The organism is Streptomyces roseolus (assembly GCF_014649855.1).
Classification (GTDB): Bacteria; Actinomycetota; Actinomycetes; order Streptomycetales; family Streptomycetaceae; genus Streptomyces; species Streptomyces roseolus.
Genome location: NZ_BMTV01000006.1, coordinates 268,459 through 294,423, shown reverse-complemented (window position 1 = coordinate 294,423; position 25,965 = coordinate 268,459). Strand labels below are relative to the sequence as shown.

Sequence of the window (25,965 nt, the reverse complement as noted above, 5' to 3'; positions counted from 1 at the left end):
GCAATCTCGTTTCAGCAGGTGAAGGGGTAGATGTGCGATTGTGCGGCATCCGGGGGGCCTTGCCGCAAGGCCCCCCGTGCGCTATATCTTGAACATGGCGGGAGGAGTCCCGCCTTTCGCATGTCCGGCCCCACCGGTCCGCGTGCCGCGCGGGCGCCGGGCGCCCGGGGCCGTCAGCGGGTGTCGCCCGTCCAGTCGAAGCGTGCCGGATCGCCGGCCCGGGGGGCGTACACGGCCTTGCCCTCCGCGCCGTAGCGGCTCAGCTCCGTCTCCAGGACGGCGCCGGCGCGTATCTCCTCGCCGGTCCAGTCGGTGACGTCGAGCAGCAGCCCGTCGAGCGGGCCGCCGACCAGCTCCGCGTAGGCCCGCCCGGGGCGCGGTCCCGGGCGCGGGTCGTCGTGGTCCTGGCCGTAGACCCGGCCTCTCAGCAGCTCCTCGTCACGGTTCCCTCCCATGCCGTCTTCCTTCCCCCCGCCGCCGGGACTCTCGCTCCGCCTGTCCATGGCCCCAGGGTGACAGCCGCCACTGACAACGGCCCGCCGGCCGGCCCCGTACGGGGGCTTCCATGGGCGCCGGGGAACCGGACGGGGCGTCAGACCGTCCTCCCGGGCAGACCACCGGATCCCGTTCCGGCCGTGCCACCTGGAAGGACGTCGATGTCGATCACGCTCGCCGAGGAGATCACGCTGTTGTCCCTGGACGACGAGTCCGGGGAGGCGAAGGAGCGGCAGTCGGCGGCCTGGGCGGTCGCGGGCGGGATCCTCCTGGAGCTGGTGCTCGCGGGGCGGGTGTCGGTGACCGGCGGACGGCTGGCCGTGACGGACGAGGGCCCCACCGGGGAGGCGCTGCTCGACGGACGCCTTGCGGCGGTCGCGGCCTGGGCGGGGCGCCGGGGCAGGGTGCCGAAGGTCACCGAGTGGCTGGCGAAGGACCAGGCGAAGGCGCCGGCCGCGACGGTCGCCCGGCTGTGCGAGCGCGGGCTCGTCGTGGAGGAGACGCGCCGGGTCCTGGGCCTGTTCCCGGTCCGGCGGTATCCGGAGGCGGACGGCTCGGTCGAGCGGGAGCTGCGGGAGCGGCTGCGGGCCGTGGTCCTGGACGGCGCCGCGCCGGACGAGCGGACCGCCGGGCTGATCGCCCTGCTGCACGGGGCGAAGCTGCACCGGATCGCCTTCCCCGGCGAACCCCGCAAGGAGGTCGCCGCGCGGATGGCGGAGCTCGCGGAGGGCCGCTGGGCGGGCGAGGGCGTGCGGGAGGCGATCCGGGACATGCAGGCGGCGATGGCCGCGGTGACGGTGGTCACGATCGTCGCGGCCGCCGGCTGAGCGGGGGGCGGCTCAGGTCACGGCGTGTCCGTGTGCGGCGGCCAGGGCCTCGAGTTCGGGGTCCCCGTACAGACGGCGCAGGGTCTGGAAGACGGTGACCTTCTCCGGTCCGAAGCGGGCGATCCCCGCCTCGAAGGTGTCGGGGGAGACGAAGCGGGGCGGGGTGCTCTTGCTGTGGAACTTGTCAGCGTACATGACCATCCGCTCCTCCGGCGTGACGGGCACGTAGTCGGCGGGCGGGATGGGCAGCCCCTGCGTGAGGACGTCCTCCTGGGTGAGGCCGACTCCGGTGTGGCAGGAGCAGAAGCGGCAGAGGGTCTCGGGGAGGCCCTCCTCCGCGAGCAGCCGGTGGCCGAGGACGCCGTGGGTCACGTAGGAGGCGCCGTCGATGCGCCCGGCGGAGTCGTACAGGCGGTAGACGCCGATGTCGTGGAGCAGGCAGCCGGCGCGGACGAGCTCCGCGTCGGTCCCCCGGCCGTGTCGGGCGAGGAGCTGCTCGGCGATGGCGGCGACGATCTCGCAGTGGGTGAAGACGAGTTCGAAGGCGGCATCGCTCGGCGCGTGCTTCCGGTGCAGCGCCCGGATGTCGTCATATGAGGGGATCTCCACACCGGAAGGATAGCCGGGCGGGCCTCCGCCCCCGCCGGGGTTCGGCGCTGGCGTGACGGCCGGGCGCCGCGCCCGTCGGGGCCGGCGCCGCCGGGCCCTGTCCGCCGCGCGTCGTGAGCCGGGCCCGGGAGAGGGGGGAACCGAACCTTCCACCGCTCTGCCACAGGAGTCGAACTGCGCGTCATCATCCGGTAACTGACGGCTCGTTCCCTCGGTATCCAGGCAGTTCCCACTCGGGAAGGACTCCCATGCAGCGTAGGCCCCTCCTCATCCTGGTGGCCGCCGCGGTCCTGTCGACCGGGTCCTCGGTGCCCCTCGCCCAGGCCCGTCCCACCGGCCCCGCGGCCGCCACGCCCGCCCCCGCCCCCGCCGCACCGGCCGCCGGTGCCACGCGCGGCGCCGTCCACGCCGCCACCCGCGTCACCAGCGCCCCGGCACCGGGCGTGACGCTCACCTCCCTCACGTACGGGAAGCGCGACGCGAACGACTACTGGACCGTCCAGGTCAACCTCCCGCAGCAGCCCGACGGGCCCCTGACCGGCGCGCCGCTCGCGCTCGGACCCCACGACACCGCGCAGCGGGTCGCGAAGAACCTGGGCGCGGCCGGCTTCCCGCCGCGCGTCGAACGGGTGACGACACCCGCGTACGCGGACCGGCCCGCGGGGGTGCTCGGCTGGACGGTGCGGACCGGGCGGTACGCGGACGAGGCCGACGCGACCGCGCTCGTCGCACGGCTCAGGGCCGCCGGCTTCACCGCCCGCACCCGCTACACCGCCCAGGACGGCACCGACGAGGACGCCCCCCAGCGGGTGCACGTCCTGCGGATCGACCTCGACGCCTTCGGGGGCCGTCTCGCGGCCGGCCACGGTCCCGCGCTCAAGGGCACCGAGAAGCTGACGGACCTGATCGACGCCTCGGGCGCCGTCGCGGGGATCAACGGCCAGTGGTTCTACAACAGCGCGCCCGGCGGCATGTACGTGAAGGACGGCCGGATCCTCGGTTCCGCCACCCAGGGGCGGGCCGGCGTCCGGCTGGACCGCGGCGGCCGCTCCTTCGCCGTCGACACCTTCACCACCCGGGTGACGGTGACCGCCGGCGGCGAGACGGCGGAGGTCGACGGGATCAACCGGCTCCCCGGCGAGGTCTGGAACTGCGGCGGGGTCGGCGGCGACCAGCCGACCGAGCGCCCCCAGCACGATTTCAAGTGCACCGACCCCAGTGAACTCGTCCGCTTCACCCCCGAGTGGGGCGCTCCCCCGGCCGGCGCCGGCGCGGAGGCCGTCCTCGACGCCCGGGGCCGGGTGACCGCCGTGCACGCCACGCGCGGCGCGGCCGTCCCGGCCGGCGGCTCGACGCTGCAGGCCATCGGCGACAGCGCCGCCTGGCTGCTGCGCACCGCGCGGGTCGGCGCCACCCTCTCCTTCGACGAGCGGATACGGGACGGCCAGGGCCGTCCGGTCGCGCTCGGGCCCGACACGACGATCCTCCAGGTGGGCCCGTCCCTGGTCCGCGCGGGCCGGGTCGCGGTCAACGCGGTGGGCGACGGCATCGTCCGCGAGGGCCCCGACCAGTCCTTCACCTACGACTGGACGGTACGCGCCAACCCCCGGTCCATGATCGGCAGGGACGACCGGGGGCGGCTGCTCCTCGTCGTCGCCGACGGGCGCGATCCCGGCGTCAGCGAGGGCCTGAGCGTCGACGGCGCCGCCCGCCTGATGCGCTCCCTGGGCGCCCGTGAGGCCCTCAACCTCGACGGCGGCGGTTCGAGCGTCCTCGCGACCTCCGCGGGGATCGTCAACCGGCCCTCGGACGCCTCCGGCCAGCGCTCCCTCGGCAACGCGCTGCTCCTGCTCCCCTGGTGACGCCCGCCGCGTCACGACCGCCGCGTGTCGGTGGGAGTGGCGACGGGCGAAGGGCGCCCGGAGCGGCGAGACTGGGCCCGGACCGGGTGTCGACCGCAGGCAGGTGCACATGTTCGAGGACATCCCGCCCCTTCCCGGCACGGAGGGGGCGGCCTCCCTGGGCGGTGTGGCGGTGTCCGCGCTCGACCACGCCGTCCTCGACGCCGTGTTCCGGCAGTCCTCGGTCGGCGTGCACGTGCTCGACCGGGAGCTGCGGGTGATCCGGGTCACCGGTCCGGCGCTCGCGACGCGGGGCGCCTCGGAGGAGGTGCTCGGCCGGCCGGCGGTGGAGGCGTACCGGCGCTTGGGCGTCGACGTGAAGCAGCACGTGCTCCGGGACGTCCTCGACGGCGGGCCGCCGGCCCGGGACGTCCTGGTGCGGGGCCGTCCGGAGGGCGACGCGGACCGGGAGCACGTCTACTCGGTGTCCGTCCACCCGCTGTACGACCCGGCACCGGACGGCGCGGACCGACCCGCGATCGGGCTGGTCGCCACCGTCACGGACGTCACCGACCGGGTCCTGGCCGAGCAGCGGCTCGCCCTGCTCTACGAGGCCCGCGAGCGGATCGGGCGCACGCTCGACGTGGAACGGACCGCCCGCGAACTCGTCGAGGTGACCACGCCCGGCTTCGCCGGCTCGGTCGTCGTCGCGCTGACGGACGCGGTGCTGCGCGGGAAACCCCCGGAGCTGCGGCGGCCGGACGAGACGCCGCTGCTGCGGTGCACCGCCGTGGGCGGCTCCGGGCAGGCGGACGGCGACGCGCCGCTGCCGGAACCGGGGGCGGTGCTGCTGCCCGGGCTGTTCGGCGAGCGGCTGCCGGACGGTCCCGAACTGCGGCGGTGGGACGGCGGGGTACGGCTGGTGGCGCCGCTCGCGGTGCGCGGGCAGCTGCTCGGGGCCGTCGCCTTCGGGCGGCCGCCCGGGGCCGACCCGTACACCGAGGACGATCTCGCCGTCGTCGAGGGGGTGACCGCGCACACGGCGACCTGTCTGGAGAACGCGCTCCGCTTCACCCGCGAACACATCGTGATGACGGCCCTGCAGTCCTGGCCGCTGCGGCCCGACGGCGAGACCCGGCACGCGGTGGAGCTCGCCCAGCGGCACCGGCCCGGCGGCACGGGCGCGGGCTCGTGGTTCGACGTGATCGCGCTGCCGGGCGCGCGGGTGGCGCTGGTGGTCGGTCAGGTGGAGCGGCCCGGGCTGAGTGCGGTGGCGACGATGGGCCGGCTGCGGACCGCCGTGTACAGCCTGACGACGCTCGACCTCGCCCCGCACGAACTGCTGGCCCGGCTGCACGCGGTGACGCTGCGGCTCGCCCGGGAGCAGGGCCACGGGGACGGGAACGGCGCCGACGAGCCGGCCGCCAGCTGCACGGTCGCCGTGCACGATCCGCTGACCGGCCGGCTCGACCTCGCCCGGGCCGGGACGTCGCTGTGCGTCGCCGTCCGGCCGGACGGCTCCCTCGACGCGGACCTGGTGGACGAGGGGCCGCTCCTCGGCGAGGACGGCCCGCCGTTCGCCTGCTCCTCGCACCTCCTGCCGGAGGGCACCACGCTGTGCCTCGCCTCCTCCGCCCGCGCGGGCGGCGGCCCGTCGCGGGCGCGGGTGGCCCAGGCCCTGGCCGCCCCCGACCGGGGCCCGCACCCCATGGCGGACGACCTGGCGGCGCTGCTCGCGCCCGAGCGGGTCCTGCTGGTGGCCCGCACGCTGCGGCTGCCGGCCTCGGACGTCGCCGAGTGGGAGCTGCCGGGCGAGCTGTCGGCGGTGGCGCCGACACGGCACGCGGCGGAGGAGCGGGTGCGGGAGTGGGGCCTCGGCGTGGACCCGCTCACCGTCGAACTGGTCGTCAGCGAGCTGGTCACCAACGCGGTGCGGCACGGGGCTCCGCCGTACGCCCTCCGGCTGCTGCGGGGCGGGTCCGCCCTGACCGTGGAGGTGCGCGACGGCGCGGCCGCCGCCCCGAACCTGCGGCACGCGAAGGCCGGCGACGAGGGCGGCCGGGGCCTGCACATCTGCGCGATGCTGGCGGACGCGTGGGGCGTGCGGTACGAGGAGGACGGCAAGACGGTGTGGGCGGAGATCGCGCTGGACGCGGAGGGGGGCGGGGGCCGGGCCGCCGGGTGAACGGCCCCGGCCGGATCAGCCGATCCCGTACGCCCGGGGGGCCAGCGGCGCGACGGCGCGCGGGGCGACGAAGAGCCCGAAGCCGTGGTTGGCGGCGATCGCCCGGATGTGGTCGGCGGAGAGGGACCCCTGCCGTTCCAGGACGAGCGCGGGCAGGCCGGAGCGGGTGTGCCCGGCGGTGCGGTGGAAGGCCACGATGCTGACGGACGTCGGCCGGTGGAAGGGATGGCGGCGACGGGCGGCCTCCTCGTCGGCGTGGGCCAGGACGCGGACGCCCTCCTCGGCGCCGAACTCGTCGACGAGGCCGTCGGCCCGCCAGTGCGGCGGCTCGTGGTCGCGGCCGGTGAGGTGGCGGGAGCGGTTGACGGAGGTGACGGCGAGGAAGTCGCCGCCGGTGAGCGCCAGCGCGGCTGCGAGGAAGGCGTGCGAGGGGCAGCGGGTGCCGGTCGCGACGACCTGGACGGTGGGCCCGTCCCCGCCGGCGGCGACGAGCGCCTCCGGCACCCGGCCGGACGCGGGGCCGCGCAGCCCGACGGGCCCGAGCCCGAGCAGCTCGTCCATCAGCGACCTGACCTGCTGCCAGGGCACCCCGTCCGGCAGCCGCGTCCAGTCGAACGCGGCCGGCACCCGCTCCGGCACGGTCGTCGCGCTCGCGGTCCGTCCGGCCGGTCGCCCCTTCATCCGGCTGACCCGCTCCACGGCCTCCCGCTCCGGCCGGCAGCTCAGCGCGTAGACGTTCCCGAACCCGTACGCCACGGCCTCCCCGCCCGCGACGGCGCCCGCCGCCTCCCGTACGTCCTCCGGGTCGTCGAGCACCAGGGTCTTCACCGCCGCGTCCTGCTGCACGCTCACGGAACCACCTCCGCGTCTTCGCCATGTGATCGTTTTACGCGTGCAACGACCCAGCACCCCCACGGTCACCCGAACCGCCCCATCGGCCCATCGGATGCGCTCCGGGGTCGGGCCCGGGCGGCTCGCCCGGAGGGGGGTGGGCGTGGGGGTGCGGGCGGTGGTGCCGGCCGGGCGCCCGTCGGCGGGGTCAGACGACCGCGCCCGTGGGGTTGCTCGTGCGCGGCTTCGCCGGGCGGGCGGGGGGCTTCGGGGCGCGGGATTCCAGGGTGACCGTCAGGGGGAGGGCCGTGAAGACCGTCGACGCCATGCCCAGGACGACGCCGGCCAGGAGGGCCACGGAGAAGTCCGTGAGGGTGTCGCCGCCGAGGACGGCCAGGGCCGCGAGGACGAAGAGGGCGCCCATGCCGGTGTTGACCGTCCGCGGAAGGGTCTGGGCGACCGCGCGGTCGGCGAGGTCCGCGAGCGGGAGGCGGGTGCCGGTGCGGCGGATCTCCCTGAGGCGGTCGAGGACGACGACCGAGTCGTTGACCGAGTAGCCGACGACGGTCAGCAGCGCCGCCAGGAAGACGCTGTCCACCGGCTTGCCGAGCCAGGCGAAGAGGCCCACGACGAGCAGCACGTCCTGGGCCATCGCGACGACGGCCGCCGCCGCGTACGTCCAGCGGAAGCGGACGGAGAGGTAGGCGAGCTGGGCGGCGACCGCGAGGCCGAGCGCGAGGAGCGCGTGGGTGCGGAGCTCGCCGCCGAGGCTCGGGCCGACCAGGTCGTCGCGTTCGACGGTGACGGGGCCCGCGGTCCCGGTGAGGGCCTCGGTGATGCGGCGCTGCGCGGAGTCGCCGGTCTCCGCCACGCGTACGGTGACGTCCCGGCCGCCGTCGCCGGTGGCCTGGACGACGGCGTCGGGGAAGCCCGCCGCGGCGACCGCCGCGCGCGCCGCGTCCGCGTCGACGGGGCGGGTGGCCGCGTACTGGACGTCCCGGCCGCCGGTGAACTCGACGCCCAGCTGCACCCCGCGCACGCCGATCCCCGCGAGGGCGACCAGGAGGAGGACCGTGCTGACGGTGAACCAGCGGCGCCGGTGGACCATCAGCCGCGGTGCCCGCCGGGCCAGCCGGGTCCGCAGCCGGCCGAGCCCCGCCATGCCGGTGAGCGCGGGCCTGCGGCGTACGGCGGGCAGGGCGAGGGCCGCGTCGGCGAGCAGCCGGGTGATCACCATGGCGGTGACCATGGAGGCGAGGACGCCGAGGGCGAGGGTCACGCCGAAGCCCTTCACCGGCCCGGTGGCGAAGGCGAAGAGGAGGCCCGCGGCGAGGAGCGTGGTGACGTTGGAGTCGGCGACGGCGCTCCACGCCTTGGCGAAGGCGGTGGCGAGCGGGCGGCGCGGGTCGCGGACGGCGGTGGTGCGGCCGAGCGCCGCGTACTCCTCCCTGGCCCGTTCGAAGACGAGGACGTTCGCGTCGACGGCGATGCCGACCGCGAGGACGAAGCCGGCGAGGCCCGGGAGGGTGAGGGTGGCGCCGAGGGCGACGACCGCCGCGTACGAGAGGAGTCCGTAGAGGAGCAGGGCGAGCGTGGCGAGGAGGCCGAGGAGCCGGTAGACGACGATGACGAAGACGCCGGTGCAGGCGAGGCCGATGACGGCGGCGAGCGCGCTGGCGCGGATCGCGTCGGCGCCCAGCGTCGGTCCGACGGCGCTCTGTTCGAGGGTGGTGACGGGCAGCGGCAGCGCGCCGCCCTCGACGAGCGCGGCGAGGTCGCGGGCCTCCTCGGCGGAGAAGCCGCCGGTGATCTGGGTGGAGCCGCCGGCGATGCCGGCGCCGCAGGTCACGCCGGCCTGGACGGCGGGCGCGGAGACGATCCGGTCGTCGAGGACGATCGCGACCCGGCGGGCCGGGTCGCCGGCCGGTGCGCAGGCGGCCTCGCCGGTGAGCCGGGCCCAGTCGGCGGCGGCGCCGTCGCGGAAGGCGAGGTCGACGGTCCAGCCGCGGCCGCTCGTGGTGTCGAGGACGGCGTCGGCGCTCTTCACGCCGTCGCCGGTGAGGGCGGGCGCGGCGAGGGCGAGGAGGCCTCCGCCGTCGGGGTCGGCGAGGACGCGGCTGCCGTCGGCGGCGGGGCGGCCCCCGGGCACCGCGGCGGCGGTGCCGGTGACGGCGTGGACGGTGAGCTGGGCGGTGCGGCCGATGACCTCGGCGGCCTCGCGCGGGTCGCGCAGGCCGGGGAGCTCGACGACGATCCGGTTCTCGCCGGCGCGGGCGAGCGAGGGCTCGGCGACGCCGAGGCCGTCGACCCGCTTGCGGAGCACTTCGAGGGCGCGGTCGGTGGCCTCCGCGTCGGCGCGGAGCGCGGGGGTGTCCTGGGTCTCCAGGACGATCCGGGTGCCGCCGCGGAGGTCGAGTCCGAGGCGGGGCTGGGTGGTGAGGGCGGTCCAGAGGGCGAGTGCGACGACGGCGAGCGCGAGGAGCGCGCGCCGGAGCACGGCGGACGAGGGCATGGGTCCTCCACGGGCGGTGCACGGCCGGAGGCGTGAGGGCGGACGGTCCGTGCGGGCATGACGGGGGTACGCGCGCGTGGCCGGGGCTCGGGCATGCCGAGGGCCCGGACGGCGGCGCGGTGGAACGGCGTCACCTGTGCCGGGTGGAGGGCGGACCCCGGGGGTCCCTGGGGTCGTACGGGAGGCCGGGCGGGGCGCGCTCCCGGCGCGGGTCGCCCGCGACGCGCCCGGGTACGGGGATCACGTCGGCGGTCCGGACGACCGGCGGTGCGACGGGCGGGACCGGGAAGCGTACGGACTGCTCGACGACGGCGGGGAGTTCGGCCGCCTCGGCACCCGTCAGCTGCGGGTCCGGCGCGGACGGCGCCGCGGCGGCGGCCGTCGGGACCTCGATGCCGGCGCCGGTGCCGGTGGTCGCGGGCGCCATGAGGAACGCGCAGAGCGCGCAGAGCAGCGCCGGGAGGAGCCGGGCGAGGGCCGGGGACGGTCTCATGCTGCGCACCGCCCGCCTCCCCGCTCCGTCGTGACCTCGTGTCGGATCAGCCTAGACGGGCGGGCCGCGGGATGAGTACGGGGGTGAGTACGGGCGCGCATGTCGGAGGCGGGGGCTCCGGCCGACGATGGGCGGGCCGTCGTCGTCCGGTTCCCCGAAGGTGGAGGGTCCGCCCGTGCTCAGTCGTCTCGCCGCGCATCTCGTGCCGTTCTTCGGACGGTTGACCGTGACCGCGGACCCCGGTGCCCGGATCGAGCCGGGCACCATCATCGTCGCCAACCACACGTCGCTCGCCGATCCGGCGCTGGTCCTCGCCGCGCTGCGGCACCGGCTCGGCGCCGAGCCGGTGCTGCTCGCGGCGGCCGGCCTGTGGCGGGTGCCGGGGCTCGGGCGGGCGCTGTCCCGGGACGGGTACGTGCCGGTGCACCGCAACACGGCGCACGCCTCGGCGGCGCTGGACCGGGCGGCGGTGGCGCTCGCCTCGGGGCGGCCGGTGATGCTCTACGCGGAGGGGCGGATCCCGCCGCGCAGGGAGGCCTCGGAGGCGCCGCCGGAGGAGTTCCGCACCGGCCTCGCGCGGCTCGCGGGGGCGACGGGCGCGACGGTGGTGCCGGTCGGGCAGGCGGGGGCGCGACGGATCACCTCGGGCGGGACGGTGAAGCAGATCGCGGGCGTGCTGACGGCCCCGCTGCGGCGCCCGTGTCTGCACGTGCACATCGGGGCGCCGCTGCGGCTGCCGGAGGACGTGCCGGCGGCGACGGCGCTGGCGCACGGGGCCGTCACGGAGGCGTGGCGGACGGCGGCGCTGGCGCTGGGCGAGCCGGCGGCCGGGGCGGAGCCGGCCCGCCGCCCGAGGCGGTCCGGCTGACCCTTTCCGCCGGAAAGGGCCCGGGCGGCCGGGTGTCCTCGACGCGGCGCGGTCCGGGCCGGACCCCGCGGGACGGGTCAGACTGACCCGAGGCCGAGGTCGCCGCCGGGCGGGGGCACGAGGTAGCGGGCGACGGCGTCGTCGGTGACGCCGGCGAGCGCGGGCGGGTCCCAGCGCGGGTTCCGGTCCTTGTCGACGACCTGGGCGCGGATGCCCTCGACGAGGTCGTGGCTGGTGAGGGCGGCGCAGGAGGCCCGGTACTCCAGGTCGAGGACGGCTTCGAGGCCGTCGAGTCCGCGGGCGGCGCGGAGCACGGCGAGGGTGGCCTTGAGGGCGGTCGGGGACTTGGCGAGGAGGGTGTCGGCGGTCTCCTTCGCCGCGGGGACGCCGGAGTCGAGGAGGCGGTCGACGATCTCCTCGACGGTGGGGGCGGAGTAGCAGGCGTCGATCCACTCGCGCTGCTCGGCGAGGACGCCGGGGGCGGCCGGGGTGGTGTGCCGGGCGAGGGCCTCGTCGGCGGGGAGGCGGGTGAGGTCGGCGGCGAGGACGTCGAGCGCGGCGGCGGGGACGTGATGGTCGGCGAGGCCGGTGAGGAGGGCGTCGGCCGCGCCGATCTGCGCGCCGGTGAGGGCCAGGTGGGTGCCGAGTTCACCGGGGGCGCGGCCGAGGAGCCAGGTGCCGCCGACGTCGGGGACGAAGCCGATGCCGGTCTCGGGCATGGCGATCCGGGAACGTTCGGTGACGACGCGGACGGAGCCGTGGGCGGAGACGCCGACGCCGCCGCCCATGACGATGCCGTCCATGAAGGCGACGTACGGCTTCGGGTAGCGGGCGATGCGGGCGTTGAGGCGGTACTCGTCGCGCCAGAAGGCGGCGGAGGCGGTGCCGCCGGCGCGGGCGTCGTCGTGGATGGCGCGGATGTCGCCGCCGGCGCACAGGCCCCGCTCCCCCGCGCCGCGCAGGACGACGGTGGTGACGGCCGGGTCGTCCGCCCAGTCGGTGAGGGCGGCGTCGAGGGCGAGGACCATGGGATGGGTGAGGGCGTTGATGGCCCGGGGCCGGTCGAGGGTGAGGAAACCGGCCCGGCCCTCGGTGCGGCGCAGGACGTCGGGGCCCGGGGCCGCGGAGGCGGCGGCGGGGTTCTCGGCGGGCACGGCGATCACTCGGTCCTTCCCTGGCACGGCTCTGTGTCGCCGCCCACGCTACCCGCCGGCCTTGGGCCGACGGGCGGGGGGAGCCGGGGCGGCCTAGCGTGGATCGGGGGCCGGTGGCGAGGAGGGAGCGCGGTCATGGGCGGCAGCGCCGACAAGGCCCGGGGCAGGTGGAAGGAGCTCGCCGGGAAGCTCACCGGCGACGAGCGGCTGGCGGCCGAGGGCAGGACGGACCAGGCGCGGGCCAAGGCCCGCGAGGCGGTGAGGAGACTCCGTGAACGCGCTCGTGGCGTCAGGGACTCGTTCGGGCGTTCCTGACGGCCGCCGTCCCGCCGGGACGCACGGACGCGGGGTCGGAACGACTCCCGGGTACGGGTCCGCCGACGGACCCGGGCTCGGTTTCGGGCTCGGGCTCGGGCTCGGTTTCGGGCTCGGGCTCGGTTTCGGGTGGTGGCGCGATGGCGCTTGACCTGCTGTTGATCGGGCTGGCGGTGACGCTCTTCCCGCTGCCCGTCATGGCCTTCGTCGTGGTGCTGGCCTCGCCGCGCGGGGTGCGCAAGGGGCTGGTGTTCATCCTGGCCTGGGTGGCGTGTCTGGTGCTGGTGATCACGCTGGTGCTGCTCCTGACGGGCGGGAAGCCGCCGGAGCCCCGCTCGCCGCCGTCCATAGCGGCGCTCTGGGCCTCGCTGGTCTTCGGCGTCGGCCTGGTGGGCTACGGCCTGTACCGGTGGCGGCGGGTGCGGAGCGGCGCGATCGCGCCGAAGGCCGCGGAGAAGACCTCGGCGACCGCCCACGAGGGGGCCTCGCTCTGGTCCGCCGCGGTCCTCGCCGTGCTTCTCCAGCCGTGGGGGATGGTCGGCGCCGCGGCCGCCACCGTCGTCCAGGCCGATCTCTCCGACGCCGGGTCCGTCGTGGCCCTGGCCGCCTTCTGCCTGGTGGCCACGTCGAGCCTGCTGGTCATGGAGCTGTCGATGGTCTTCGCGCCGGAGCGGTCCGCGGGCGCCCTGATGGGGCTGCACGGCTGGTTGCGGCGGCACAAGGAGCCCGCGGTGATCGGCGTGTGCCTGGCGCTGGGCCTGTGGCTGATCAGCCGCAGCCTCTACCAGCTGGCGTGACGCACCGGCGCCCGCCCGTCCCGGTGGGCGTCGGCCGCGGAAAAGGCACGGAGGTGGAGGGAGGGGGGCGGGAAGGACTCACCCGCTTCTCGCGGATCCTGATTGCACGGTGCGCGGCCTCGGGGACCGCTACCCCGTGTCCTCACGCGGAGTCCTTCCCGTCATCCCCATGGAACCACCCCGTGGCGCCGCCCGCAGGTCAGGCGGCGCCCGGTGGTTCAGGCCGGGAGGAGGTCCGGGAGGACCCTGCCCCGGCGGGGGGAGCTGAGGCGCAGTTCGATGATGTCCCGGACGGTCGGCCACTCCTCGTCGAGGATCGAGTAGAAGGCCGTGTCCCGGACGGCGCCGTCGAGGCCGCGCGAGTGGGCCCGGCGGATCCCCTCGCAGGTGGCGCCGAGGCGTTCGATGGCGACACGCGAGCGGGTGTTGCGGGCGTCGGCGCGCAGCGTGATCCGGCGGACGCCCCAGGTGTCGAAGGCGTGGCGGAGCATGAGCAGCTTCGCCTCCGTGTTGATGCCGGTGCCCCGGGCGTCGCCGGAGATCCAGGTGTTCCCGATCTCGGCGGCGTCGGGGACCGCGGTGAGCGGATCGCCGTGGGGGTGGCCGGGGGTCGGCGGCCAGACGAGCGGGCCCCGCCAGTAGTCGAGTTCGAGGAAGCGGGTGGAGCCGATCACCCGGTCGTCGGCGGTACTGACCAGGGCGAAGGGCAGGCAGCGCCCGGTGGCCTGTTCGGCCAGGGCGCGGGCGATGTAGTCGAGCGCGGATTCCAGGCCGTTCGGCACGGGAGTGAAGGCATAGGCCGATCGGTCCGCCTCGCCGGCCCGCGCAAGGGCTTCGGCGTGCCGCATCGCCAGCGGCTCCAGGCGCACGGAGCGCCCGGTCAGGAGAACAGGTACTGGCACGGAACCTCGGGTCTTTCACGGGCAGGGGTCACTTCCGTCACGACGCTGTGCGCCGGAAGTGAAGGGGGGAATCTCGCCGGGTGCCGAGGTCAGCCGATGTCGCGTCGAAAGACGCCGGATGAGCAGGCAAAACGGTTCGTCACCAGGTGCGAGGAGGAACAGTATGCAGCCCCGACAGCTCTGAGAACAGAACCTGCGGAGAACCCGGATCCACGCGCGGGTGAAGCCTCCCGGAGGGGCCCCGAGGACGGTCTCAGGGGGCGGACAGGGACGCCCGCCCCTCGGACGGCCTCAGTGCTCAGACGCAGGTGGGATGGCCCCAGCCCTCACTGTTCTTCGCGATGCTCTCCCCCTTGTCATAGGCACGCCCACAGCGGCAGCGGCCCGGAAACTTGGCCTTCAGGGTGCCGCCGGACGGGCGACTCCGGCGGGCACCGGAAGCGGTGGATCCGCCGGGCGCGGAGGAGCGCGCCCGGGGCGTGCGGGGCGCGGAGACCCGCGCGGAGGCGGGCTCGGGGTCCGGCAGGGCGGAGCCGGCGTCCGAGCCGAGGGGTTCCTGGGTCCGGGCGCTGTGGCTGGCGGCCCGGTCGGCGGCGTCGTTGAGGGGGTCGCCGCCGGTCCGGTGCGCGGGGGTGTAGACGAAGTCGACGTCCCGGCCGGTGAGCAGGGCGTCGATGCGGACGACGAGGTCCTTGTTGGCGACCGGGGTGCCGGCGGCCGTCTTCCAGCCCTTGCGGCGCCAGCCGGGCAGCCAGGTGGTGACGGCCTTCATGGCGTACTGCGAGTCCATCCGGATCTCCGCGGGGGCGGCGGGATCCAGGGTTTCCAGGAGCCGTTCCAGGGCAGTGAGTTCGGCCACGTTGTTGGTGGCGCGGCCGAGCGGTCCGGCTTCCCAGCGCTCCAGCGTGCCGTCCGCGCGGCCGATGACCCAGGCCCAGGCGGCGGGGCCGGGATTTCCCTTGGACGCGCCGTCACACGCGGCGATGATCTTCTCAGGCATCCTTCGATCCTGACACGGGCGGGGGTGTGCTCGGGGCCGTCGGCGGTGTTCGTACGGGGTCCCCCGGGCGAGGGGCGGCGGGCTCCCCGCGCCACGCGCCGTCGGCGCTTCCCCGTAGACTCGCCGTCTGCCCGCCGGTGCGCGGCACCGACCCAGCTGACAGGAAGCGACGGACTCCATGAACCACGCGGACGGCACCGCACCGATCTACGCCCAGCTCATACGGGAGCGGGGGGACGTTCCCGGTGACGTGCGCCAGACCGCGGAGGAGGTGCTGCGGGACCTGAGCCGCTACATCAAGCTTCCCGCGCCCACGCAGCAGCAGCCGACGGGCCTCCAGGGGATGCCGGGCGTGCCGGGCCAGCCCGGGATGCACGGCCAGCCGCCGATGGGCGGGCCGGGGATGCACGGGCAGCCGCCGATGGGCCGGCCCGGGCTGCCGGGCCCGTCGCCGATGGGGCAGCCGGGCATGCACGGTCAGCCGGGGATGCCGGGGCAGCCGGGCATGTCGGCTCCGGCCCTTCCCGCGGTTCCCGGTCAGCCGATGCCCGGCCAGCCCGGGATGGCGGGCCCCGCGGGACTGCCGGGCCCGGCGGGCCTCCAGGGCCCCGCCGCGACCCCCGGCCAGGGCGGCCCGACCGGTCACGCCGGCGTCGTCGCGATGCGCTCGCTGCCCCAGGGCGGCTGAGACGCGCGCCCCGGGGCGGTACAGGGAAGCGGCGCCGGCGACGAGGCCGCCGCGGGGCGGTACGCACGGATCGGGCGTCGCTGCCGCGCCGGTGCGTACGACGGTCCGGACGCGGCCGCCGTCCTCCGCCGCCATTTCCAGGGGCTCGGCCCTGGTGCCCATGACGGTGACCGACTCCCCGCCGCACGCCGGGACCGGCGCTTCGAGATCCCCGTCACGGTGCGGCACGGCCTGGTCCCCGGTCCGCTCCGGACGACGGGCGCCCCCACGACCCTCGCACCCGGACACGCGGGGTACACGGACCCGCGCCTCGCGTCGTCCGATCGGTGGACCCCCGGGTCCACCGGAGGGGTCGGAGGGTGTGGACGGGCGGGCGAAAGAGCGGGGTGCCCGGAGGCCGGAGGATCGGGGTACGGGAGGGGCCGGGTCCGCGCGGCGTCCTCCTCCTGTCCCGTATCCGAGGAGCCGAGATGACGAAGATCCCCCGCACGTCCCGAACCGCTCGCGTCCTGCTGCCCGCGGCCGTCGCCGGGGCGCTGCTGTCGGGATGCGCCCAGGCCGACGAGGCTCCCGCCGCAGCGCCGGGCCGGTCCGCGAGCGCGGCTCCCGCCCCCGCCGTCACCGTCACTCCCCCACCCTCCGCCGAGTCCGGCGCGAAGCCCGCGGCGGGGACGCTGCTCGTCAGCGACTTCGGGTCGGACACGGTGACCTTCGTCGATCCGGCACGCGGCGCCACCGGCTCCGTACGGGTGGGCACCGCGCCGTACGGGCTGGCGCTCGGTGAGGACGGGCGGGCCTGGGTGGCGACGGCCGAGGGCGTCGCCGTCGTCGACACGGACACCCGCCGTCGCCTGGCCCTCGTCCCGTACCGGACGGACAGCGGGCCGGTGACCACCGGCGAGTACCGGGGCGGCGGGATGGGCATCGCGCTGTCGCCGGACGGGAAGCGGGTGTACGTGGGGGTGAACGTGCCCGGCGGGAACGGCACCCTGGAGGTGATCGACACCGCGTCCGTGGAGGTCGTGGACGTGGTCGGCGTGGGGCGCCGGCCGTTCGACGTGGACGTGAGCCGGGACGGGTCCGCCGTGTACGCCACGAACCACGACTCCTTCGACGTGACCGTCGTCGACGCGGACTCCCTCGACGCCCGGCGCGTCGAGGTCGCCCCGTACGGCACGGAGGGCGGGCTCGGCTCCTGGCTGAAGCCGCACTACACCGCCGTACGCCCCTCGGACGGGAAGCTGCTGCTGCCGTTCGAGGGCGAGCGGCTCGCCGTCGTCGACCCGGCCACCGGCCGGGTCGAGATCGAGGACATGACCGCGAACACCCACCAGCACGGGGCGGCCGTGACGGCGGACGGGACGCTGTACGCCGTCGGCACCGGGCCGATCGACCCGAGCGAGGACCGGGGCCCGTCGCTGACCGTCCGGCCGCCCGGGGGCAGGGAGCGGGTCTACCCGCTCGACGGGCCGCACGAGGACGTCGCCGTGTCGAAGGACGGCCGCACCGCGTACGTGACCGGCGGCTTCACCCGGGACGGGTACTGGGACGGGATCAGCGTCGTCGACCTCGGCTCGGGCGAGGTGAAGCGCCTCGCGGCGGGCTCGCGCCCGCTGGGCGTGGTCGTCCTCTAGGGGCCGGGCCCTGGTCGGCTTCCGAACCTCTCAGGGATTCCCCCCTAGGCCCTGTCCGCCGTGATCAGCCACGCCGTGCTGAGCAGCCTGACGGTGCCGTCGGGCTGCTCGTGCGCGCGCAGGTGGTCGGTGAGGGCGGCGCGGGCGCGGGCCCGCGCGGGCCCGTCGGCCCGGTCCATCAGGTGGCGGCCGGGGCCGGTGGCGAGGAGGAAGTCCGCCGCGTCCGTGGCGTCCCGGCCCCAGGTGCCGTACGCGCGCGTCTCTTCGAGCGTGACCGCCGTGAAGCCGGCGGCGGTGAGGACGGCGCGGACGCGGTCCGGCTCGCCGAGGGAGAACATGCCCGGATGTCCGGGGCGGGCGAAGTCGCCGACGGGCAGGATGCCGCGCAGGGAGGCCATGGCGGTGACCCAGCCGTTGAGGCCGGGGTCCGACGGGCAGATCAGGGCGAGCCGGCCGCCGGGGCGCAGGGCGCGCGCGATGTTCCCGAAGGCGGCTTCGGGGTCGGCGAAGAACATGGCGCCGTAGCGGCTGATCGCCGCGTCGAAGGCGCTCGCGTCGAGGGGATGGGTCTGGGCGTCGCCCCGGGTGAAGGTGACGTTCCGGACGCCTTCGGCCTCCGCCAGGGCGCGGGCCTCGGCGAGCATGGGGCCGGAGAGGTCGAGGCCGGAGGCGTGTCCCCGCGGGGCGCGGAGGGCGGCGAGCCGGGTGGTCCGGCCGGCGCCGCAGCCGATGTCGAGGGTGCGGTGGCGCTCCCCGATGCGGGCGGCGTCGAGCAGCGGCTCGTTGAAGCCGTCGTTGACGGCGTTCCAGCGGTCCTGGTGGCGGGCCCAGTGGGCGCCTTCCGGGCCGTTCCAGGCCTGCTCCTGCGCGGTGTTGACGATGACGGTCACGACTGCCTCCGTGAGTGACGGACCAGAATGGGCGGTCGCCCATTCTCGTGCGGCCCACAGTATGGGCAGGTGCCCATTCCGGCAATCCCGTCTACGATCCAGGTGACCCCGGCGGCCGGACGCCGGAAGGCACGAGCGACGTACGACGGAGAGGACGGCGGGTTCATGTCACCGCGTGGAGTGGCGACGCCGGATGTGCGCGAACGGCTGTTCGCGGCGGCCGAGCGGGTCGTGGAGAGGGACGGTCCGGGGGCGCTCACCAGCCGGTCCGTGACCACGGAGGCGGGGTGCGCCAAGGGGTTGCTGCACGCGCACTTCGAGGGCTTCGACGAGTTCGTCGCCGAGCTGTGCCTCGACCGCTTCGCCCGTACGACGGCGAGCGCGCGGGCCCTCGCCGGGCTGGTCGGCCGGGGGACGGTGGCCGGCAACCTCGACACGGTCGTCCAGGCCCTCTTCGACTCCGGCGGCCCCGCGCTCTCCGGCCTCGCCATGGCCCGCCCGGCCGCCGCGCTGCGCGTCCGCGAGGCCCTGGCGGCCGGTGCGCCGGGCTTCGCCTCGGTCGAGGAGGCCGTCGCCGGCTACCTGGAGGCCGAACGCGCCCTCGGCCGCACCCCCGCTTCCCTGGACCCGGCCTCCGTCGCCCTCGCCCTGGTCGGCGCCGGCCACCACCTCCTGATGACCACCTGGCCCGGCTCCCCCGACCCCCGCCCCGCGATCCGCCGCCTGGTGACCGCCCTGGTCGCGGGCGGGGGCGCGGAATGAGCGACGCGACGGCGGACGCGGGCGCACCCGTCGGATCCGGAGGACGGGCCGGACCCGGCGAGCGGGCCGAACCCGACGGACGGGCCGGACGAACCGCGGCGGCAGGCGTCGAACACCTGGACGTCCTCGTCGTGGGCGCCGGGGTGTCCGGCATCGGCATCGCCTGCCACCTGCGCAGGGAGCTGCCGGGGAAGAGCTTCGCGATCCTGGAGGCCCGCGCCCGCCTCGGCGGCACCTGGGACCTCTTCCGCTACCCCGGCGTCCGGTCCGACTCCGACCTGCACACCTTCGGCTACGCCTTCAAGCCCTGGCGGGACCGGCAGGCCATCGCCGACGGCTCCCGGATCCGGGACTACCTGCGCGAGACGGCGGCCGAGCACGGTCTCGACGGGGCCATCCGCCACCACCACCGGGTGCGCGCCGCCTCCTGGTCGGACGAACGAGCCCTGTGGACCGTGGAGGCGGAGCGCGCCGACACGGGCGAGTCGACCACGCTGACCTGCGACTGGCTGGTCGCCGCCGGCGGCTACTACCGCTACGACGAGGGGTTCACCCCCGCGTTCGAGGGCCGGGAGCGGTTCCGCGGCACGATCGCGCACCCGCAGCACTGGCCGGACGACCTGGATCACGCGGGGAAGCGGGTCGTGGTGATCGGCAGCGGCGCGACCGCCGTCACGCTGGTGCCCGCCCTGGCCGGCAGCGCCGCGCACGTGACGATGGTGCAGCGGACACCGACGTACGTCCTGCCGGTGAACCGGAACGACGCGCTCGCCGACGCCCTGCGCCGCTGCCTCGGCGAGCGGCGCGCCCATGCGCTGATCCGGCGGAAGAACGTCCTCCTGCAGAGCGTGTTCTTCCGCTTCTGCCGGCGGTACCCGAAGGCGGCGCGCCGCCTGATCCGCCGGCTCAACGCCCGTCGGCTGCCGCCCGGTTATCCGGTCGACGAGCACTTCAACCCGCCGTACGAGCCGTGGGACCAGCGGCTGTGCACCGCGCCCGACGGCGACCTGTTCACCGCGGTCCGGGAGGGACGGGCGACGGTGGTGACCGACCGGATCGCCGCCTTCACCGAGACCGGCGTGGAGCTGGCCTCCGGCCGGCACGTCGACGCGGACGTCGTCGTCACCGCCACCGGTCTGAACGTCCGGCTGATGGGCGGCATCGCGCTCACCGTCGACGGCGCCCCGGTGCGCCTCGCGGACACCGTCGTCTTCAAGGGGCTGATGCTGTCCGGGGTGCCGAACCTCGCCCTCGCGATCGGCTACACCCACGCGTCCTGGACGCTGAAGATCGACCTGGTCGGCGAGCACCTCTGCCGGTTGCTCCGGCACATGGACGCGCGCGGCCTGACCGTCTGCCGCCCCGAGCCGGCCGATCCCGCCATGCCGACCCGGCCGTTGTTCGACCTCGGCGCGGGGTACGTCCGGCGCGCCGCGGACGAGCTGCCCCGCCAGGGCGACCGGGGGCCGTGGCGGACGTCGGTGGACCACCGCGCGGACGTGAGGCTGTTGAGGGACGGGAGCGTGTCCGATCCCGAGCTGCGCTTCAGGTGACCAGACGCTCGATGGAGGTCTTGAAGTCGTCCGTGAGGTCCGGGAGGAACTGCTGGACGGTGGGGGCGGTGACCTCGCCGTCGCCGGAGAAGAGGCCGGCCCGGTACGTGGTGACGGGCGGGCGCCGTCTTCCGTGCGGGGTCCTCGGGCAACGTGTCCCGGGGACGGGAAGGCCGCCGGTCAGAGGCCGACGATGAGCTGGACGCAGACGATCTTCACCAGGATGGCGAGGGCGAAGAGGGTGGCGTAGCCGGTGTTGACGCGGCTGTCGGAGACCCGGCCGTTGGCGTACGCGGTGATGGCGGGATTGCCGACGTATCCGGCGAGCAGGCCCATCGTGCGGGGGCGGCTCTGGCCGAGGAGGCGGCAGACCAGGACCATCAGGGCGTAGCTGAGGACCGCGCCGGCGACGAGGACGGCGAGGAGCTTGAGGCCGAAGACGGAGAAGGCGTCGCGGCGGAAGGCGTAGCCGGAGGTGAGGCCGACGCAGGCGAGGAAGACGAGCAGGCCGATCTGGCGCAGGGTGAGGTTGGCGCGGGTGGGCAGGACCCAGACGAGGGGGCCGGTGCGGCGGAGCCGGCCGAGGAGCATGGCCATGACGAGGGGGCCGGCGGCGGTGCCGAGGGAGAGGGCCGTGGAGCCGATCGTGAGGGTGGGGATGCCGATGAGGAAGCCGGCGGCGAGGCCGAGGCCCATGCTGACGGCACTGACCTCGCTGACCTTGGCCTCGGTGTCGCCGAGGTGGGCGGTGACGTCGGCGGTGCGTTCGCGGGGCATCGCGACGCGGACGCGGTCGTCGAGCTGGAGCAGCAGGTCGTCGTGGGCGAGGAGGTCCTGGTCGCCGCGGCGGACCCGGGTGGCGCGGGCGCCGAAGCGTGGGCCGAGGCCGAGTTCGGCGACGGTGCGGGCGGCGAGGTCCGGGTTGGTGAGGAGGATGCGGCGGTAGTCGACGACGTCGCGGTGGTCGAGGAGGTGCTCGGGGGCCTCCGTGCCGAGGGCGGCGACGCCGGCGGCGACCGCCTCGGGGCCGCCGACGAGGACGAGCGCGTCGCCGGGGGCGAGCGGCCCGGGATCCCCGCCGTCGACGATGTGGACGGTGCCGCCCGCCGGGCGGTGGGCGCTGGCGAGGAGGTCGCCGGAGGCCGTGCCGGGGACGTCGGCCCAGCGTGCGGGGCGGGTGACGTCGACCGTCCGGGTGACGAGCCGGTCGGGGAGGCCGGTGCCGGGGTCGCGGCGGCCGGGCCAGTTCCGGGCGGCGGCGACGGCCGCGACGAAGAGGATGGTGAGGATGACGGCCAGCGGGTAGCCGATCGCGTAGCCGGTGGCCGCCTGGGTGGGGTCGTCGGAGGCGGCCTGGGCGGCGGCGAGGCCGGGGGTGGTGGTGCCGATGCCCGCGTAGCCGCCGGCGAGGAAGGGACCGGGGATGTCGAGGAGTCCGCTGCCGAGGACGCCGACGGCGAGCGCGGTGAGGACGAGGGCGACGACCGCGCCGGCCATCACCGCGAGCTGGGGCCGCAGCTCGCGGAAGAAGGCCGGTCCGGCCTCCAGGCCCACCGTGTACACGTACAGGGCGAGGCCGAGGACGGACAGCCCCGCGGGGACCGCCGCGCCGACGTCCGGGTCCAGCGCTCCCACCAGCAGTCCGACGAAGAGGACGCCGGCCGCGCCGAGCTTCACGGGACCGAAGCGGACCATGCCGAAGAGCGATCCTGATGCAATGACGATAAAAAGGGTAAACCACGGATAGTCAGCGAAAAATTGCCACATGTCCCTATGCAGTCACAGGGGACGGCACATTGCACGCTCATAGGGAAGGCGGCAAGCGTGACGCGACCGAGGATCCTCGTGGTGGGCGCCGGGTTCGCCGGCGTGGGCTGTGTGAAGCGGCTCGAACGGCGGCTGACCGAGCGGGAGGCGCGCATCACGCTGCTCTCCCCCTTCTCGTACCAGCTCTATCTGCCGCTGCTCCCCCAGGTGGCGGCGGGCGTCCTGACGCCCCAGTCGGTGGCGCTGTCGCTGCGGCGCAGCCAGCGGCACCGGACGCGGATCGTGCCGGGCGGCGCGGTGGGCGTGGACACGGCGGCGAAGGCCGTGGTGGTCCGGACGATCTCCGGGGAGTACGACGTCGAGCCCTACGACCATCTGGTGCTCGCGCCCGGCAGCGTGACCCGGACCTTCGACATCCCGGGGCTCGCCGACCACGCCCGCGGCATGAAGACCCTGGCGGAGGCGGTCTACGTGCGGGACCACGTGATCGCCCAGCTGGACCTGGCGGACGCGAGCGACGACGACGCCGAGCGGGCGGCCCGGCTGCAGTTCGTGGTCGTCGGCGGCGGATACGCGGGCACCGAGACGGCGGCCTGCCTGCAGCTGCTCACCCACAACGCGGTCAAGCGCTATCCGCGGCTCGACCCGGCCCTGATCAAGTGGCACCTGGTGGACATCGCGCCCCGGTTGATGCCGGAGCTGGGCGAGAAGCTGGGCGCGGCGGCGATGGACATCCTCACGAAGCGGGGCATCCAGGTCTCGCTGGGGGTGTCGGTGGCCTCGGTGGACGACGAGAACGTGACCCTGACGGACGGTCGGGTGCTGCCCTGCCGCACCCTGATCTGGACGGCCGGCGTGGCGGCCAGCCCGCTGGTCGGGACGGTCGGCGCGGAGACCGTGCGCGGCCGGCTCGTGACGACGGCCGAGATGCGGGTGCCGGGGACCGACGGGGTGTGGGCGCTGGGTGACGCGGCGGCCGTGCCGGATCTGGCGAAGGGCGAGGAGGGCGCGATCTGCCCTCCGACGGCGCAGCACGCGATGCGGCAGGGCAAGGCGCTCGCGGACAACCTGGTGTCGACCCTGCGCGGCGGGTCCCCGCGGCCGTACACGCACAAGGACCTGGGTCTGGTGGTGGACCTGGGCGGGATGGACGGGGTGTCGAAGCCGCTGGGCGTGGAGCTGCACGGGCCCGCGGCCCAGGCGGTGGCGCGCGGCTACCACTGGGCGGCGCTGCGGACGAACGTGGCGAAGACCCGGGTGATGACGAACTGGCTGCTGAACGCGGTGGCCGGGGACGACTACGTGCGCACCGGGTTCCTGGCGTCGAAGGCGGGGACGCTGCGGGACTTCGAGTACACCGACGCCTACCTGACGCCCGACCAGATCCGGCAGCACACCGAGCCGTTCCGGGGAGCGGTCGGCTGAGTCCGCCTCCCGCTCCCCGCGTCCCGCCCGGCCTCCGGCTCCGCCCGCTCAGCGGGCGAGTTCGGGGGCCGGTCCCATGACGACGACGGGTTCGGCGGCCGGGTCGAGGGCGACGAGCAGGGTGCGCAGGTCGTCGCGGTCGAGGGCGACGCAGGCCTGGGTGGGGCCGCCGTGGTCGACGTGGATCCAGACGCCGCCGCCCTTGGCCGCGCCGAGCGGGCGTTCCTTGTCGAGCGGGGTGCGGCCGGGGACCCGGTTGTAGTCGATGGCGATGACGTGGTCGAAGGAGCCTTCGAGGGACTCCCCGCGGAAGCCGGTGCCGCTGATGGCGAATTCGGGGTCCTCGTCGTAGGGGAGGCGGGCTCCGGGGTCGGGCAGCCGGCCGCCGGCGTCGCCGATGCGGTAGACGCCGATGGGGGTGCGCAGGTCACCCGCGGAGTGGTCGGCGGTCCAGCCCTTGAGGGCGTTGCGGGCGGGCCACGGGCCGCCGGCCTCGTACCAGCGGCCGCCGGGGGCGCGCTGGTGGAGGACGGCGGTGGCGGTGTTGCTGTTCTCGGTGGCGCCGGTGACGACGAGGGCCTGGGTGGCGCCGTCGGGGATCCGGGCCTGGGTGAGGGGGCCGAGGCCGGGAACGCGCGGGGCGGTGCGGGGGCGGGCGTCGGTGGCCGGGGCGGCCGCGCTCTTCTCGGGGGCGGGGGCGGTCGCCGGGGCGGGGCCGGTCGGTTCCGGGTGCGCGCAGGCGGTGAGCAGCAGGGCCGCGCACAGGGTGCCGGCGCCGAGGAGCGCGGGGGCGCCCTTGCGGACGAAGGCGGGCATGGGAAGGCATCCTCCTGGCCGGGGGCAGTGGAGCGATCCGTACCCGTTCGGCGGGCGGCGCTGCGCGGGGCGGCGGTGGCCCACCCGTACGGCGGAGCGGGCGGTGGGGGGGGAACCGGGTTGACCGGCGGGCGGGGACCGGGTTGGGTACGGGAATGAGTGATCTTGAGGCGTACGGGGAGCTGCGGGTGGTTCCGGCGGCGGACGGGCGGCGGCTGGCCGACTGGCGGGCGGTCCACAACGCGGTCATCCCGACGGCGGTGCTGACCGAGGACGAGGTGCGGGAGCGGGCCGGGCGGAACCGGCTGGACGTGGCGTATCTGGACGGGGTGGCCGTGGGCTGCTCGACGGTGCGGCCGCCGGACGGGGAGACGCCGGCGGCGACGGTGATCGCGCGGATCCTGCCGGAATACCGGGGGCGGGGTCACGGGACGGCGCTGTACGAACGGGGGCTCGCGCACGCGCGGACGCTGGGCGGCGACGGGGTGGAGACGGTGGTCCTCGCCTCGAACGAGGAGGGGCTGCGGTTCGCGCTGGCGCGGGGCTTCACGGAGGTGGAGCGGTACGTGCTGCCGGGGGACACGATCCCGTACGTGACGCTGCGCCTGACGTGATATCCGCCTTGGGAACAGTCGCCTGACCGGGCGTCAGGTCTTCTCGTCGCGGCTCTGGGAACCTCCGTCGCCCGGCGCTACCCTCCGCGCATGATACGGACGGTGGTGTGGGGGACCGGAAATGTCGGGCGGGCGGCCATCCGGGCCGTGGACGCCCATCCCGGGCTCGAACTCGCGGCGGTCCTCGTCGCCGACCCGGCGAAGGCGGGCCGGGACGCGGGCGCGCTCGCGGGCCTCGGGCACGGGCTCGGCGTGGTCGCGACCGACGACGTCGGGGCGGTCCTGGGCGCACGGCCGGGGGCCGTGGTGTACGCGGCCTCCGGGGACGCGCGGCCCGACGGGGCCCTGGAGGACGTGGTGCGGGCGGTGGCCGCGGGGGCGGTGGTGTCGATCTGCTCGATGGCCACGGTGTAGCCGCCGGCGGCGGCCGGGGTGACCGAGGTGACCCGGTGGAGGGCGGCGACGGTGACCCGGCCGGTGGCGGCGGCCTGGGCGAGGTAGGTCTTCCGGAGGGTCTTCTTGCCGTGGTTGTCGCCGTAGATGACCTCGCCGGCCAGGGCGGACTTCGGTACGGCTCCGGCGGCCTCCCGCTTCATGTGGTCCCGGTCGTAGACGTCGGGCACGAAGACGAACGGGAAGCCGGAGCGCTGGGCGTGCTTGCGGCCCACGCGCGCGTACTGGTAGGCGTCGGTGCCCTCCCACCAGGCCTCGTCGACGGAGGTGACGCCGAGGCCCGCGTTGGCGCGCGGGTAGTGGGTGGCGTACATCTCGGCCGGGTCGACGGTGGGGAGGATCTCGGGGAAGCGCTCGCGGAGCGGGGTGACGGCCATGCCGCCGTTGACGAGGGAGCCGCCTCCGATGCCGCGGCCCTGGTAGACGGTGATGCCGGCGAAGTCCTCGGCGTCGAGGATGCCGGTGTGCCGGGACACGTCCTTGTCGAGGGGGAAGCCGAGGAACTGGCTCAGCGGCTGCTTGGTGCGGGTGCGC

23 protein-coding genes and 1 pseudogene are annotated in these 25,965 nt (G+C 75.8%); 13 read left to right on the top strand and 11 right to left on the bottom strand.

What is annotated here, in order from left to right:
- Positions 1-173: 173 nt before the first annotated feature.
- Positions 174-455, bottom strand: coding sequence for a hypothetical protein (locus IE245_RS09765; RefSeq protein ID WP_189946363.1), 282 nt, complete (start codon positions 453-455; stop codon positions 174-176).
- A 201-nt stretch (positions 456-656) separates the two neighbouring features.
- Between IE245_RS09765 and IE245_RS09760 the strand changes: the two genes are divergently transcribed.
- Entirely contained in the window at positions 657-1,322 is a 666-nt protein-coding gene (locus IE245_RS09760; RefSeq protein WP_189946362.1) for a GOLPH3/VPS74 family protein, read from the top strand.
- A 12-nt stretch (positions 1,323-1,334) separates the two neighbouring features.
- Here the strand turns inward: IE245_RS09760 and IE245_RS09755 are convergent, their stop codons facing one another.
- On the bottom strand, positions 1,335-1,931 hold the full coding sequence (locus IE245_RS09755) for an HD domain-containing protein (RefSeq protein WP_189946361.1): 597 nt from the start codon (positions 1,929-1,931) through the stop codon (positions 1,335-1,337).
- Positions 1,932-2,179: 248 nt separating this feature from the next.
- On the opposite strand from IE245_RS09755, the gene IE245_RS09750 reads away from it, so the two are divergent.
- Complete coding sequence (locus IE245_RS09750; protein ID WP_189946360.1) at positions 2,180-3,793, top strand: phosphodiester glycosidase family protein; 1,614 nt, start codon at positions 2,180-2,182, stop codon at positions 3,791-3,793.
- 109 nt (positions 3,794-3,902) lie between these two features.
- Complete coding sequence (locus IE245_RS09745; RefSeq protein ID WP_189946359.1) at positions 3,903-5,957, top strand: SpoIIE family protein phosphatase; 2,055 nt, start codon at positions 3,903-3,905, stop codon at positions 5,955-5,957.
- 15 nt (positions 5,958-5,972) lie between these two features.
- Here IE245_RS09745 and IE245_RS09740 read toward each other — a convergent pair whose 3' ends face one another.
- From IE245_RS09740 to IE245_RS09730, 3 genes are all read right to left on the bottom strand, one after another.
- Positions 5,973-6,809, bottom strand: coding sequence for a hypothetical protein (locus IE245_RS09740; protein WP_229851179.1), 837 nt, complete (start codon positions 6,807-6,809; stop codon positions 5,973-5,975).
- A gap of 187 nt (positions 6,810-6,996) precedes the next feature.
- Positions 6,997-9,300, bottom strand: coding sequence for a protein translocase subunit SecD (gene secD, locus IE245_RS09735; RefSeq protein WP_189946358.1), 2,304 nt, complete (start codon positions 9,298-9,300; stop codon positions 6,997-6,999).
- Between the two features lie 130 nt (positions 9,301-9,430).
- Entirely contained in the window at positions 9,431-9,793 is a 363-nt protein-coding gene (locus tag IE245_RS09730) for a hypothetical protein (RefSeq protein WP_189946357.1), read from the bottom strand.
- Between the two features lie 175 nt (positions 9,794-9,968).
- On the opposite strand from IE245_RS09730, the gene IE245_RS09725 reads away from it, so the two are divergent.
- Entirely contained in the window at positions 9,969-10,661 is a 693-nt protein-coding gene (locus tag IE245_RS09725) for a lysophospholipid acyltransferase family protein (RefSeq protein ID WP_189946356.1), read from the top strand.
- Positions 10,662-10,738: 77 nt separating this feature from the next.
- Here IE245_RS09725 and IE245_RS09720 read toward each other — a convergent pair whose 3' ends face one another.
- Positions 10,739-11,824, bottom strand: a complete 1,086-nt coding sequence (locus IE245_RS09720; RefSeq protein WP_229851178.1) for an enoyl-CoA hydratase/isomerase family protein — start codon at positions 11,822-11,824, stop codon at positions 10,739-10,741.
- 126 nt (positions 11,825-11,950) lie between these two features.
- Here IE245_RS09720 and IE245_RS09715 point away from each other — a divergent pair, with 126 nt between their 5' ends.
- Together IE245_RS09715 and IE245_RS09710 are read left to right on the top strand one after the other, a co-directional pair.
- Positions 11,951-12,130, top strand: a complete 180-nt coding sequence (locus tag IE245_RS09715) for a CsbD family protein (protein ID WP_189946355.1) — start codon at positions 11,951-11,953, stop codon at positions 12,128-12,130.
- A 140-nt stretch (positions 12,131-12,270) separates the two neighbouring features.
- Positions 12,271-12,927: a GAP family protein gene (locus tag IE245_RS09710; protein WP_189946354.1), complete on the top strand. Its 657-nt coding sequence runs from the start codon at positions 12,271-12,273 to the stop codon at positions 12,925-12,927.
- Positions 12,928-13,145: 218 nt separating this feature from the next.
- Here the strand turns inward: IE245_RS09710 and IE245_RS09705 are convergent, their stop codons facing one another.
- Both IE245_RS09705 and IE245_RS09700 read right to left on the bottom strand, forming a co-directional pair.
- Complete coding sequence (locus IE245_RS09705; protein ID WP_189946353.1) at positions 13,146-13,829, bottom strand: GNAT family N-acetyltransferase; 684 nt, start codon at positions 13,827-13,829, stop codon at positions 13,146-13,148.
- A gap of 298 nt (positions 13,830-14,127) precedes the next feature.
- Positions 14,128-14,829, bottom strand: coding sequence for a ribonuclease H family protein (locus tag IE245_RS09700; RefSeq protein ID WP_189946352.1), 702 nt, complete (start codon positions 14,827-14,829; stop codon positions 14,128-14,130).
- Between the two features lie 178 nt (positions 14,830-15,007).
- Here IE245_RS09700 and IE245_RS09695 point away from each other — a divergent pair, with 178 nt between their 5' ends.
- Both IE245_RS09695 and IE245_RS09690 read left to right on the top strand, forming a co-directional pair.
- Positions 15,008-15,517 (top strand): polyadenylate binding domain-containing protein, encoded by a 510-nt coding sequence (locus IE245_RS09695; RefSeq protein WP_189946351.1) that lies wholly within the window; start codon positions 15,008-15,010, stop codon positions 15,515-15,517.
- A 470-nt stretch (positions 15,518-15,987) separates the two neighbouring features.
- Positions 15,988-17,151, top strand: a complete 1,164-nt coding sequence (locus tag IE245_RS09690; RefSeq protein ID WP_189946350.1) for a YncE family protein — start codon at positions 15,988-15,990, stop codon at positions 17,149-17,151.
- A gap of 44 nt (positions 17,152-17,195) precedes the next feature.
- Here the strand turns inward: IE245_RS09690 and IE245_RS09685 are convergent, their stop codons facing one another.
- A complete protein-coding gene (locus IE245_RS09685) occupies positions 17,196-18,041 on the bottom strand; it encodes a class I SAM-dependent methyltransferase (protein WP_189946349.1) in 846 nt (281 codons plus the stop codon).
- A 165-nt stretch (positions 18,042-18,206) separates the two neighbouring features.
- On the opposite strand from IE245_RS09685, the gene IE245_RS09680 reads away from it, so the two are divergent.
- Together IE245_RS09680 and IE245_RS09675 are read left to right on the top strand one after the other, a co-directional pair.
- Positions 18,207-18,803 carry a TetR/AcrR family transcriptional regulator gene (locus IE245_RS09680; RefSeq protein WP_189946348.1) on the top strand — a complete coding sequence of 199 codons (597 nt, stop codon included), beginning with the start codon at positions 18,207-18,209 and terminating at the stop codon, positions 18,801-18,803.
- Positions 18,800-20,356: a flavin-containing monooxygenase gene (locus IE245_RS09675; protein WP_189946347.1), complete on the top strand. Its 1,557-nt coding sequence runs from the start codon at positions 18,800-18,802 to the stop codon at positions 20,354-20,356. Before IE245_RS09680 ends, IE245_RS09675 begins: the two co-directional genes overlap by 4 nt.
- Positions 20,357-20,536: 180 nt before the next feature.
- Here the strand turns inward: IE245_RS09675 and IE245_RS09670 are convergent, their stop codons facing one another.
- Positions 20,537-22,123, bottom strand: coding sequence for an aspartate:alanine exchanger family transporter (locus tag IE245_RS09670; protein WP_189946346.1), 1,587 nt, complete (start codon positions 22,121-22,123; stop codon positions 20,537-20,539).
- 57 nt (positions 22,124-22,180) lie between these two features.
- Here IE245_RS09670 and IE245_RS09665 point away from each other — a divergent pair, with 57 nt between their 5' ends.
- A complete protein-coding gene (locus IE245_RS09665) occupies positions 22,181-23,548 on the top strand; it encodes an NAD(P)/FAD-dependent oxidoreductase (RefSeq protein WP_189946345.1) in 1,368 nt (455 codons plus the stop codon).
- Between the two features lie 48 nt (positions 23,549-23,596).
- On the opposite strand, the gene IE245_RS09660 is transcribed toward IE245_RS09665, so the two are convergent.
- On the bottom strand, positions 23,597-24,364 hold the full coding sequence (locus tag IE245_RS09660) for a L,D-transpeptidase family protein (RefSeq protein WP_189946344.1): 768 nt from the start codon (positions 24,362-24,364) through the stop codon (positions 23,597-23,599).
- A gap of 155 nt (positions 24,365-24,519) precedes the next feature.
- Here IE245_RS09660 and IE245_RS09655 point away from each other — a divergent pair, with 155 nt between their 5' ends.
- Together IE245_RS09655 and IE245_RS09650 are read left to right on the top strand one after the other, a co-directional pair.
- Positions 24,520-24,978 (top strand): GNAT family N-acetyltransferase, encoded by a 459-nt coding sequence (locus IE245_RS09655; RefSeq protein ID WP_189946343.1) that lies wholly within the window; start codon positions 24,520-24,522, stop codon positions 24,976-24,978.
- A gap of 90 nt (positions 24,979-25,068) precedes the next feature.
- Positions 25,069-25,365: pseudogene (locus IE245_RS09650) on the top strand (dihydrodipicolinate reductase); the annotation flags it as partial.
- Positions 25,366-25,965 lie beyond the last annotated feature (600 nt).